At 40.8% G+C, this 12,042-nt stretch carries 9 protein-coding genes; 5 read left to right on the top strand and 4 right to left on the bottom strand.

Annotated features, from left to right (window positions below; translation table 11 throughout):
* Nucleotides 1-48: 48 nt before the first annotated feature.
* The 4 genes from H6A61_RS03625 to H6A61_RS03610 form a co-directional block, all read right to left on the bottom strand.
* Nucleotides 49-1,323 (bottom strand): MFS transporter, encoded by a 1,275-nt coding sequence (locus H6A61_RS03625; RefSeq protein WP_204391056.1) that lies wholly within the window; start codon nucleotides 1,321-1,323, stop codon nucleotides 49-51.
* Nucleotides 1,324-1,384: 61 nt separating this feature from the next.
* Nucleotides 1,385-2,701 carry a SpoIID/LytB domain-containing protein gene (locus H6A61_RS03620; RefSeq protein WP_204391054.1) on the bottom strand — a complete coding sequence of 439 codons (1,317 nt, stop codon included), beginning with the start codon at nucleotides 2,699-2,701 and terminating at the stop codon, nucleotides 1,385-1,387.
* Nucleotides 2,683-5,034: a DUF4922 domain-containing protein gene (locus tag H6A61_RS03615; RefSeq protein ID WP_239469095.1), complete on the bottom strand. Its 2,352-nt coding sequence runs from the start codon at nucleotides 5,032-5,034 to the stop codon at nucleotides 2,683-2,685. Before H6A61_RS03615 ends, H6A61_RS03620 begins: the two co-directional genes overlap by 19 nt.
* Before the next feature lie 294 nt (nucleotides 5,035-5,328).
* Entirely contained in the window at nucleotides 5,329-6,369 is a 1,041-nt protein-coding gene (locus tag H6A61_RS03610) for an IS630 family transposase (protein WP_239469094.1), read from the bottom strand.
* A 214-nt stretch (nucleotides 6,370-6,583) separates the two neighbouring features.
* Here H6A61_RS03610 and H6A61_RS03605 point away from each other — a divergent pair, with 214 nt between their 5' ends.
* From H6A61_RS03605 to metH, 5 genes are all read left to right on the top strand, one after another.
* On the top strand, nucleotides 6,584-7,093 hold the full coding sequence (locus tag H6A61_RS03605; protein WP_204391050.1) for a DMP19 family protein: 510 nt from the start codon (nucleotides 6,584-6,586) through the stop codon (nucleotides 7,091-7,093).
* An 83-nt stretch (nucleotides 7,094-7,176) separates the two neighbouring features.
* Entirely contained in the window at nucleotides 7,177-7,953 is a 777-nt protein-coding gene (locus H6A61_RS03600) for a hypothetical protein (RefSeq protein ID WP_204391048.1), read from the top strand.
* A 230-nt stretch (nucleotides 7,954-8,183) separates the two neighbouring features.
* Complete coding sequence (locus H6A61_RS03595) at nucleotides 8,184-8,753, top strand: YIP1 family protein (RefSeq protein ID WP_154042983.1); 570 nt, start codon at nucleotides 8,184-8,186, stop codon at nucleotides 8,751-8,753.
* 35 nt (nucleotides 8,754-8,788) lie between these two features.
* Nucleotides 8,789-9,250: an SsrA-binding protein gene (gene smpB / locus H6A61_RS03590; RefSeq protein WP_154042982.1), complete on the top strand. Its 462-nt coding sequence runs from the start codon at nucleotides 8,789-8,791 to the stop codon at nucleotides 9,248-9,250.
* A 9-nt stretch (nucleotides 9,251-9,259) separates the two neighbouring features.
* Nucleotides 9,260-12,019, top strand: coding sequence for a methionine synthase (metH, locus tag H6A61_RS03585; protein WP_204391046.1), 2,760 nt, complete (start codon nucleotides 9,260-9,262; stop codon nucleotides 12,017-12,019).
* The last annotated feature ends 23 nt before the right edge of the window (nucleotides 12,020-12,042 follow it).

Genomic DNA, 12,042 nt, shown 5'->3' with positions numbered 1-12,042 from the left:
TTTTATGGTAATATTCAAGCAAGTTATGTCCCATTTTTCTGTTTATACTCATTTCTTCCCGAAATTGTTATCAATTTTCAGCAATGATGTAACCCAGAACGTCGCAGCCGTGCATACCATTATCCATATAAAGAACATACGGTATCCCATGGTTTCCTGCAGCCATCCGGCTATCATTCCCGGAAGCATCATTCCCAAAGCCATAAATGCTGTACATATTGCATAATGTGCTGTTTTGCTTTCTCCCTGCGAGAAATAAATCATGTAGAGCATATATGCAGTAAAACCAAAACCATAGCCGAATTGTTCGATGAAAATACATAAATTTATTACTTCCAGACTGCTGTTCTGAAAGAAACTCAAATATACATAAACTATATCGGGCAGTGATATAGCCCATACCATAGGCCAGAGCCATTTTTTCAGTCCGTGACGAGAAACTGCAATTCCTCCAAGAATCCCACCTATTGTGAGGCCTATCACTCCTACGGTACCTTGAGTGAAACCAATCTGTTCCGTAGTCATTCCCATACCACCTTTTTCCAACGGGTCAAGCAGAAATGGAATACCCATTTTGGCCAACTGAGCTTCGGGCAGGCGGTAAAGAAGCATGAAAAGGATAGCCGTGACTGCCTGTTCTTTTTTGAAGAACGAACGAAATGTACCTATGAATGACGACAGAATACCTTCTGAATTGCTGTTGCTTATTTTAATGTCTGAAGATGGGCGGGGTAGGATATATCTGTGGTAAAGCCACAGGCCTATGAACAGTCCCGACAGGATATAGAAAGTAATGCTCCATGCCCGGCTGATATTTCCACTGCTGCTTTCCAGATAACCGGCAAGCATGATAAGTCCACCCTGTCCGGTTATTGTGGCAAGACGATAGAAGGTACTCCTTATTCCTACAAACAGTGCCTGCTCGTGTTGTGAAAGTCCTATCATATAGAATCCGTCAGCTGCTATATCGTGAGTGGCGGAGCTGAATGCCATCAGCCAGAATATTGCTAGAGTGGTTTGCAGAAATGAATCTGTAGGAATAGTGAAAGCTATTCCTGCCAGTCCTGCACCTATCAGCAATTGCATTGAGGTAATCCAGTAGCGTTTGGTTTTTATGATGTCGATAAACGGACTCCAAAGCGGTTTGATAACCCAAGGAAGGTTCAGCCAACTGGTATATAGAGCCACTTCCGTGTTCGAAATTCCCATTCGCTTATACATTACGAGCGATATTATCATAACAGCCACGTAAGGAAGACCTTCGGCGAAATAAAGCGAAGGTACCCATGTCCATGGCGAACGTGTTTTTATTGTTTCATTCATATTATTTTAAAGTACAAAAGCCAATTCTAACAACTAATAACTAACAACTAATAACTAACAACTAATAAACTTTCTTTATTTCAGCATTCCTGTAATAATGTAAAAGAATTTTGTCGTAGGAATAACCTTTTTCGCCCATCATGGCTGCACCAATCTGGCATAAACCTACTCCGTGTCCCCAGCCGGCACCGGTTATAGTAAACTCTGACGGAACGCTGCCTGCAACTTCTGTCTTGTCAACAACAAAAGCCGAACTGAACAGATGGCTTTCCGACAAAGCACGGCGTATTTCCAGTTCCTTGCCTATAGTTACAGTGCGCAGAGTCCCTACTATTTTAAGTCTTGAAATTCTTCCGGACTTTCCCCTTTGCATTGGGATGAGATCTTTAATATCTCCAAACTCAATACCTGTCTTCCTGTGAATGAGTTCCGATATTTCCTTTTGCGAGTATTTCACTTTCCAACGGTAGAAATCAGTAGTTTCCTGATCATAGTTGTTCAGAATCTGTTTCAGAACCTTTTCATCGTGCGTATTGCAGAATGCGGCAGGAGTGGTACGAATCCATTTTTCGGCATTCTCTTCAATACTGAGGTCCGGTATATCATTGTTTTCAGAATTGTCAATGACAGGTTGCAGATACGGATAATCCTTATCTTCCCAGCAGGTATCGAATGTTTCCGAAACACCTCCACAACATTTTGAAAATCTCGCGTCGCATATTTCATCACCATACATAAGTACCATGCCCTCAGTCTCTTTCACAGCTTTTGCTACAGACGGGTTTGAGGCTTTTGTGATTCCCTGATACCTCTGACAGTGGTCGTCGGCACATACATCGAAAAGTTTATGATCCTCACGGTCGTACCATCTTATTATACAGTTTTCATCTGTTGTGAAATTTTGTTGTAAAGATTTATGTACGTTTTTCCTGTCTCTGTTTTCAATTTGTGCAAGAAGCCAGCTACGCGATATTACCGCATGCGATTTCAAGAATTCCAGCGATGAGGTGGCACTCATTTCTGAAGAAATCACACTCACCAGATAATCCTCAACGGGCAATATGTTTATGGCTATCACATTCTCTCCATCTGTAATCAGTTTTAATTTTCCGGTGAAAGTCTGCTCCTCTTGCCTTTCCCAATGATAGGAGATACCTATTGTTACATTATGAAGTGTAAACGAACAGTTGTTGTCTTCCGGAGTGAGTTCTATGGACTCAATTTTTTTTGTGCCCAATGAGATTTCCCCATTTCCCGTTGCAGATGCTTTAAGCTGTCCCGTTATGACTTCACCTTCTTGTGTCAGGTATTTGCCATTCAGAGTAAATGAGATTTCTTTCCCCGTTACTATACCTACATTTATATATGGTTTTTCCATGATGATACTTCCTTGTAAATCTTTTTTATGTCCGATTCTGTTATTTTTAAGAAATCCTCTTCGCGCGGAGTTACTATAAGACCAGCCATATCCAGTGCTCCAGGACTGACAAATATCTGTTCTTTGCCTTCCGCAAAATAGCATGATGGCCGGTGCGCTTCTCTCGGAAAATATGCAGTTATAAACTTACCGTCTGTATCTCTCCATGCAAACATATTGAATCGTGGTTCAGTTTCACCTTCATGTGTAGTCAGTGAGTTCAGATATCTGTTGAGTAGCTCTGTATCAATGTTACCAGAGTGAGAAATAAAAGCTTTTATCGGACATATATAGCCATTGACTGAGAAGCTTGTACATATATCTCCGTTCTGCATTTCTACAGTTTCATCTTTGACTGCAGATTTGAAGATTTCTTCCCATTGGGCTATAAAAGGAATATCCTCCTTTCTGGCAGCCTGGAAATGGAAATGATCCGGAGCCGATGCGCCGCACTTAGCGCCATTATAGAATATGGCATATCCGTGTCCGAAATAATCCTCTACTTTTTGAAGAACCTTTCCCGGCAGTTGCATATCCATTTTGTCTGCCAGTGTCTGTGGAATGTGTTCTTCCGAAGAAATTGTCAGATGTCCCGGCAGAATAGGATATGGGTTTATTCTGATGCTGAATTTCATTCCTGCATCAATGCTTATTGAATACTGTTCTTCAGGCTTGTTTTTCATGCAGAGGAAGCATGGACGTGCTTCGATGGATGATTTGTCAAGTTTTGCCAGTGTAGATACTGCTCTTGCCGGATTGAACTGCACCTTGATATTGTTTCCGTCGATATTGAAACTTTTGGTTTTGATGCCTTTCAACGCTTCATGATTTTTGCGACAAAGCTCCCATTTTTCGAACTGTGCGGCAATGAATTCTTCAGCTTCTTTTTCTGCCAGTTCGAGTCTTCTGTTTATCTCCAAAGTGCGCAGACTGTCTTTATATGCATTGTTCTGGTTAATCTTCTCAATGCTCAATGCCGCATCAGAGTTTCCTTCCCAGCGGCGGCACAGATATACCACATCGTAAATTCTTCCAATTTTGTAATTTCTTGAAAAAGCCAGTCCCAGTGCATAGTCCTCTCCATAGCTTGTGTTCGGAACTCTTGTTTCACGCAACAGTGGAGTGAAGAAAGCGCGTGGAGCGCCGAGTCCGTTTATACGCAAAGCGTTGTTATGGCCATTCTCGTCTGTCCACTCTTTGTGGTCAATCACTCCAGGAGGCAACGTCTCCAGACTGAAGTTTGTCATCCTGTACGAGCCTATAACCATGGCGCATTTCTCTGTACGGAACTTATCCACTATAGTCTGCAGTGTGTGCGGACTGCTGTAGATGTCATCACTGTCTAGTTGTACAGCATAACGTCCGCATTCAGGATGCTCAATACCCAGATTCCAGCATCCGCCTATGCCTAGGTCAGTACGTTCCGGAACTATGTGTATCACATTCTTATTATTTTTATACTTATCTATGCATTCGGTAGTGCCGTCAGTAGAATGATTGTCTATTATTATAATGTTGAATTTGAAATCTGTTTCCTGTTCCAGAACCGACTTTATTGCATCATCAATAGTCTTCACTCTGTTTCTCACAGGAATAATGACCGAAGCTTCGTATGCAAAATTGCCTTCTTCGGTATCTATCAGTCTGTTTCTTTGCGGGAGGTAAGCACCTATTTGTTTCAGATGATATGTAAAAGCCTCTTCACGCTCTATCTGTACGTTTCGGTTGCGGGGGTCAACATAGTCGAACTGTTTCTCTCCCGATTTTCGCAAGTCGTCTTCTACTTCTGTATATAAAAACTCCCTGATATGGATAATGTCAGCAATTCTCGAAACAGCCAGTCGCAGTGCATAAAGTCCCGAGAATAAATATTCCTTTTGCGCCAAAAGGCTTTCGGCTGCTTTTCTGAAAACATCAGTTCTGAACATTATCAGCGAACCGAAGTCGAAGTCATCGCGTACACTTCCTTTCTGATAGTCGATAACAGGATGAGGCAGACGTGTATCTTCCTTCATGATGTAATGGTCGGCATAAGTCATACCGGCATTGTCTGCCATAAGATAGTCTGCCATGCGCTCTATGGCTTTATATCCCAGGTTTATAGGAAATGGTTTGGTGTATATCAGTATAAAATCCGTTTCTGCCTGCCGTAAGATTTTTCTTATCCCCTGAGTAGAGTTCATTTCGTTGATTTTCAATGCTATAGTCTGCTTCACTCTGCTGCATTCTTTCATTATGTGTCTTGCAATGCTTTCATCTTCGGAAACGGTGAAGCAAGTTATGTCTTTGTTCATAGTCATTCTTTTTTTCTTATATAATGCAAAGATATAAAAGTAGGTGTTGCATCGGTTGTAATTGGATATATTTTTTAGTATTCTACATTCTAAATTTTCATTTTTCGGGTTTCGTATAAATACCATTTAAACAGTGTTTAAGCAGTATTTGAACTGTGAAGTGCCGTAATTTGGATTAAGAAAAAACAAATACCGCTACTGAAAACTTCAGTACAAGCATGAAATAAATTGCTTTTTTCAGGAAAAAAACTATAAATCACACTGCTGTTTTTATATATATTGTCAGGATTATAGTTAAAAAGAAATGGTTTGCGAATTACACAAACGAAATTTGAGAGTTAGAAGTGACTCCAACTCTTCTTTATAGTTTCCGATATTGTCGAAGAAATCCTTGACGGCCTGTCTGAATTTCTCTTTTGTCCTGTAGAATCCGGTGTTAATGACCTTCTTCCTGAGGAACTTCCAAAGCCTTTCAATCAAATTGAGGTTCGGCGAGTAAGGCGGCAGGAATATCTGTTTGATTTTCGTCCCGTTTACCCATTCCTTGAGCTTTTTGTTGTGATAATAGCGGGCATTGTCGGAGATGATATAGATGACGGAAGCTTCGGGATGCCTTTCCAAGTCTGACTGATAAACATCCCGGGTGGATTCGGCATTGACGCTCTCACAGTCATGCGCTATCACATCTGTCACGTCATATGCATTAAGCAACCCGTTGATGTTCACCCTGTCACGACCGCTGACGGTCGGCTGTTCAAGTCTCTCGCCTTTCTCTATCCACGCATAAGTGGAACGGCTGTTGTGGGTCGGATGGACACCGTCCGCATAATAAACCACCGCATCTTCCGGCATACCGGAAAGAATTTCTGAAAGTTTCCCGGCAAAGACCGCCTGCCTTGAGGCATCAGCCTCACAAGGGACTTCCGATGTCTTCTTATAGGTAAATCCGATGCGGTTCAGCAAGTCTGCAACCCCCTGGGGAGTGTATTCAACGCCGAATGCGGACTTTATCCAGGCCGCCACACCTTTGGCATCCGTATATATGTGCTCGCGTAGTTCCTTGCACAAGGCTGCCAGCTGACGGCTGTCAAGAAGCCCCCAATAACCCTTGTAACGGTTTTCCAGAAGTTCATCAGCACCACCATGTAAATAAGCGGAACGATAACGGTATACAGTGGAAACGTATATTCCAAGACATGAGGACACGAAAGAGGGCGTATTACCCATGCCCAACATCAGAATGCAAGTCACACGGGCATAGTCGGAACTTCCGGCTAAATTCCGTTGAAGTTTACGCAAAACTTCCATTTCTGATGTCGACAACTGAATTTCCATAGTGCAAAGATACTATTTTTTGAATGATTTTTCGCATTTCACTTACTTTTGACTATAAAATGACTTTTCAACATGGTAAAGATAGATTTTGTGTTCACTGGCTAACTGAACCGGCGGTCAACTAAGTTAAAGTCTGCTAGACTAAACTTAAATTACATAAATATTGTATGTTTGGCGAAAAAATATTTCCTTTGTAGAAATATAAACATAAGTTATGGAAATAAAGAAAATAACAGTGTCCGATGCAGAATTGCGTAAGGGTGCAGAGGAAGGAATGGATGCTTTCCTCAAAGTTTTTACAGATAAATATATTGAAGTTACCGGAGGTGAGATTAACGCTGAAACTATGCCGTTGCTTAATGGTTTCCAGCATTCTTTGTTGGGATATCATATCTTTCGTGAGGAAGTTCTTGAGGGAGGTTTCGTACAGCTGATTCAGAATGGTTATGGTCCGTATATATTCGAAAATCCTTTTGCCAAGGCTATGCGTATGTTTGGAGCCAAGGATTTAGCCAAATTGATATACGATGTCAAAGCCATTTATGATGCAAACAAGGTTGATTTGCAGAAAGAACGTACTGATGATGAGTTTATGGCTATGTATGAACACTATGAAGTCTTCGACGATTTGGAAGAACAGTTCATGGATATGGAAGAGATGGTGACTGCTACAATTGCAGAGTATGTGGACAATCATTTGGAAGATTTTGCAGAAATAGAATAATTTTTTTTGTTTTTCATGCAGTATTTACATTTATAGTGCATTTACTGTATAGTTTATTAATTTTAAAAAGAAAATAGATATTTATGAAGAAAACAAAGTTCGCGGTTTTGCTTACCGCATTTATGGCAGTGTTGGGATTGAGTTCTTGTTTGGGTGAGCCTGATCCGTATAATACAGTTACAGAAATAATGAGGGTTCAAGGTTTCATGCCTCTTTATAGCTTTAAAAGTTCAGCAGGTTATTCTGTAGAGCCAACGAATTCTAGTGTATTTAATTCCAATATAGATGCTAATTTTGCTTGGGTTACATATAAATATGATACTAGAACTACAGTAATTAATGAGAATAATAAAACTATTGATGCTGAGATACAGTATTTGTTGCCAATAAATGAGATAGAACCTGGTTATGGAGCTATGGAAGCAAACGCTGCAATGTTTGCTGTTTCTGAATCTGTAAAATTTTATGATAAAACCAATATCTTTATTGATTTGACATATTACTATGAGAGTTCAAATGATCAAGATGATTTGACTGAGGAGTTAGGTAAACATGATTTTTATTTGACAAAGGCTACTGCAGAAGAAGATGAAGATGTGACAGATGACACAATGGTTTTGTTTTTAACTCATATGGTAGCAGATGCAGATAATAATGAGGATAGAAAGGCTAAAGGTACAGAGACACGTCATTTTGATTTGAATTATCTTTTGCAAGGAAGTGTTCCTGAGAAAATACTTATCAAGTTCAAACAGAACTCCAGTTCTATAGAAGCAGGTGATAAGGCAGATGACAGTAAAATCGAGATAGAATATAAGTCTATTATTGATACTTATTTTAATAATAATTCTAGCTTATAATTTTTTTTAATTTTCTCATACTGATTATACGGGCTTTAAACACGAAATGAATAAGTGTTTAAGGCCCGTTTTATTTTGTTACTATTATTAAGAAAAATCAGACAAACAAACGGAATATTTTCGTTCTTTTTTTATAAATTTGCGGTTCAAATCTTTTTTTGCTGACGATAAAAAAGATTAAGGTATTAGTAAGGAATATCAAAGGATTAGAAACTTAAAACTTAGGAACATTGAATTACAAAGATTTGTTATCAAGGACATTATTTATACTTTCTTCGCCTGCCAAGGCATGGGAGCAGATTTCTACAGAAGGAGAATCGAAATCGGTTCTTGCGAATTTTGTATATCCTATGATAGGCTTGTGTGGAGTGAGTGAATTCATAGGGACTTTTTTCGGTAAGGAATTTATTCCAGATGTGTTTCAGGTAGCACTGACTCATTGCTGTGCGGTTGCCGTTGCACTTTTCGGAGGTTTCTTCTTGTCGGTATATCTGCTTGACAAGATTTTGCAGAAATGGTTTTCAACTACAGTTTCAAGGGATATGGTAACTGTGTTTGTGGCATATTCCATGACAGTGAAATTTGTTCTTGATATCCTAAGCAGTCTTCTTTCGCTTAAACTCCTGCTTATAATATTGCAAATTTATACATTGTTTGTAGTGTTCGAAGGTACACGAGGCTTTTTACGATTGCGGGAGGATAAAGTAACGCTTTTCACTCTTGTGGCGACGATAATAATACTGCTCTGTCCTTCTTTTATTGAAATAGTGTTTAATGTATTGTCTGCAACATTACGGTAATTTACAGGTGGTTGTAGAATAAAATAAGTGATAAGATGAAAAATACTACCAATAACAATATAAATATAAAGAACAAGCGCGCCTCGTTCGACTATGAATTTATAGATACATATACAGCCGGAATAGTGCTTACCGGAACTGAAATAAAATCTATCAGACAGGGAAAAGCGAGCCTTGTAGATACTTTCTGTTTCTTTTCGAAGGGTGAACTTTGGGTAAAGAATATGCACATAGCCGAATATTTCTATGGCTCGTATAACAATCATCTGGCGCGACGCGACCGTAAACTTTTGCTCAACAAGAAAGAACTTCGCAAGTTGCAGCGTGGAATACAGGAAACCGGATTTACCATTGTTCCTACACGTATGTTTATAAATGAACGCGGACTTGCAAAGGTGGTTATAGCACTTGCAAAAGGTAAGAAACAATACGACAAGCGCGAGACGCTTAAAGAGAAAGACGACAAGAGAATGATGGACCGTATGTTTAAGAGATAAACATAATATATGCTTACAAAATCAATACAACAATTATTAAGCGAGCGTATTCTGGTTCTGGACGGAGCCATGGGTACGATGATACAACGATATGGACTGGCAGAGAATGATTTCCGTGGAGAGCGTTTCAAGGAACTTCCGGGACAGCAGAAAGGGAATAATGACTTGCTTTGTCTTACACGCCCTGATGTTATAGAGGAAATACACAGAAAATATCTTCAGGCAGGGGCGGACATAATTGAAACCAACAGTTTTAATGCTACTCCGGTGTCGATGGCGGATTATCATGCCGAACATCTTTGCCGTGAGATAAATCTTGCGGCTGCACGTCTGGCAAGAAAAGTGGCGGACGAGTTTACTGCCATGAATCCTGACAAACCTAGGTTTGTAGCAGGTTCGGTGGGACCTACAAACAAAACTTGTTCAATGAGTCCGGATGTGAATAATCCTGCATATCGTGCACTTACATTCGATGAACTTTGTTCTGCATATTGCATCCAGATGGAGGCATTGATTGATGGTGGGGTAGATGCGATTCTCATAGAAACTATTTTTGATACCCTGAATGCCAAGGCAGCGATAATGGCTGCTGAGAAATCTATGCAGAAGACTGGCAAAAAAGTACCTTTGATGCTTTCTGTTACAGTATCTGATATTGCCGGAAGAACTTTGTCCGGACAGACTCTTGATGCTTTTCTTGCTTCTGTACAACATGCAGACATATTGTCTGTGGGACTTAACTGCTCGTTCGGAGCAAAACAGCTGAAACCTTTCCTTGAAGCTTTGGCTGCCCGCGCGCCGTATTATATAAGCGCGTATCCTAATGCCGGCTTGCCGAACAGTCTGGGACAGTATGACCAGACTCCGGAACAGATGGCAGAGGAGGTGAAAGAGTATATCAATGAAGGACTGGTGAACATTATTGGTGGCTGCTGTGGTACTACAGAGGAATATATAGCCAAATATCAGGAGCTTATAAAGGATGCTGTTCCACATAAACCTGTGTCAAAACCTAAGTACATGTGGCTTTCAGGTCTTGAACTTATGGAGCTTACACCGGAAGTGAGATTTGTCAATGTAGGCGAAAGATGCAATGTTGCCGGTTCAAGGAAATTCCTCCGTCTGATAAACGAAAAGAAATACGATGAGGCTCTTTCCATCGCACGCAAGCAGGTGGAAGACGGAGCTCTTGTGATAGATGTCAATATGGACGATGGTCTGCTTGACGCAGTTTCAGAGATGACGACTTTCCTTAATCTCATGGCTTCGGAGCCGGAAATAGCGCGTGTGCCTGTGATGATTGATTCGTCTAAATGGGACGTTATTCTCGCCGGATTGAAATGTGTGCAGGGAAAGTGTGTAGTAAACTCTATCTCCCTAAAGGAAGGTGAAGAGGTGTTTATAGAACATGCACGTACTGTCAAGGCATTCGGTGCCGCTGTTATAGTTATGGCATTCGACGAGCAGGGGCAGGCAGATACATACGAACGCAAGATTTCAGTGTGCGAACGTGCATACCGTATTCTGACAGAGGTTGTAGGTTTCAATCCACACGATATAATATTCGACCCTAATGTTCTGGCTGTGGCAACCGGAATAGAGGAACATAACAATTATGCCGTTGACTTTATCCGTGCTACAGGTTGGATAAAGAAAAATCTTCCGGGAGCACACATCAGTGGTGGTGTCAGCAATCTCTCTTTCTCGTTCCGTGGAAATAACTATATCCGTGAGGCAATGCATGCTGTGTTCCTTTATCATGCAATCCAGCAGGGAATGGATATGGGCATTGTAAATCCGGGGACATCTGTTTTATATACAGATATTCCGGCAGATGTGCTTGAAAGGATAGAGGATGTGGTGCTTAATCGTCGTCCGGATGCAGCGGAAAGACTGATTGAGACTGCAGAAAGATTGAAGGCAGAAAAGGAAGGGCAGACCGGTGAACAGGTTTCTTCGTCTAAGATTGTATGGCGTGAAGGAACTACTGTTGAAGAAAGATTAAAATACGCTTTGGTTAAAGGAGTAAGCGATTTCCTTGAAGAGGATCTTAACGAAGCTCTAGATAAGTATCCAAACGCTGTAAGTATAATAGAAGGTCCGTTGATGGATGGAATGAACCATGTGGGTGAGCTGTTCGGTTCGGGAAAAATGTTCCTTCCGCAGGTGGTCAAGACTGCCCGTACGATGAAGAAGGCTGTGGCTGTACTTCAACCATATATTGAAGCGGAAAAGAAGGATGGTGCCACAAGTGCCGGAAAAGTTCTTCTTGCCACAGTGAAAGGTGATGTGCATGATATAGGTAAGAACATTGTAGGTGTGGTAATGGCATGTAATAATTTTGAGATTATAGACCTTGGGGTTATGGTGCCTGCCGATAAGATAATAGAGACAGCCATACGTGAGAAAGTTGATATAGTAGGATTGAGCGGATTGATTACTCCTTCGCTTGATGAGATGGTACATACAGTTTCGGAGATGGAGCGTGCCGGACTTGATATACCTGTTATAGTGGGTGGAGCTACAACTTCCAAACTGCATACGGCCTTGAAGATTGTACCTGCATATCATGCTCCGGTAGTTCATCTGAAGGATGCGTCTCTAAATGCTCCTGTAGCGGCAAAACTGCTAAATCCGGAACAGAAAGATATATTCGTTAAAGAACTGTATGACGAGTATAAAGCTCTGACTGAAGCCCATCAGGAAAAGAAGGTGAATGTGGTATCTCTGGATGAGGCTCGCGAGAACAGACTTAAACTTTGGGATTGATAATAAACATTAAAGGCGGTTTT

Source organism: Bacteroides caecigallinarum, assembly GCF_016901995.1.
GTDB lineage: Bacteria > Bacteroidota > Bacteroidia > Bacteroidales > Bacteroidaceae > Phocaeicola > Phocaeicola cellulolyticus.
This window is presented reverse-complemented; position numbering and strand designations above follow the sequence as displayed.

What these genes read in the sequence shown, in the direction of transcription:
- H6A61_RS03600 (WP_204391048.1), top strand. Translation starts at nt 7,177, where the DNA reads ATGAAGAAAACAAAGTTCGCGGTTTTGCTTACCGCATTTATGGCAGTG.
- H6A61_RS03625 (WP_204391056.1), bottom strand. Translation starts at nt 1,323, where the DNA reads ATGAATGAAACAATAAAAACACGTTCGCCATGGACATGGGTACCTTCG.
- H6A61_RS03605 (WP_204391050.1), top strand. Translation starts at nt 6,584, where the DNA reads ATGGAAATAAAGAAAATAACAGTGTCCGATGCAGAATTGCGTAAGGGT.
- metH (WP_204391046.1), top strand. Translation starts at nt 9,260, where the DNA reads ATGCTTACAAAATCAATACAACAATTATTAAGCGAGCGTATTCTGGTT.
- H6A61_RS03610 (WP_239469094.1), bottom strand. Translation starts at nt 6,369, where the DNA reads ATGGAAATTCAGTTGTCGACATCAGAAATGGAAGTTTTGCGTAAACTT.
- H6A61_RS03620 (WP_204391054.1), bottom strand. Translation starts at nt 2,701, where the DNA reads ATGGAAAAACCATATATAAATGTAGGTATAGTAACGGGGAAAGAAATC.
- H6A61_RS03615 (WP_239469095.1), bottom strand. Translation starts at nt 5,034, where the DNA reads ATGAACAAAGACATAACTTGCTTCACCGTTTCCGAAGATGAAAGCATT.
- smpB (WP_154042982.1), top strand. Translation starts at nt 8,789, where the DNA reads ATGAAAAATACTACCAATAACAATATAAATATAAAGAACAAGCGCGCC.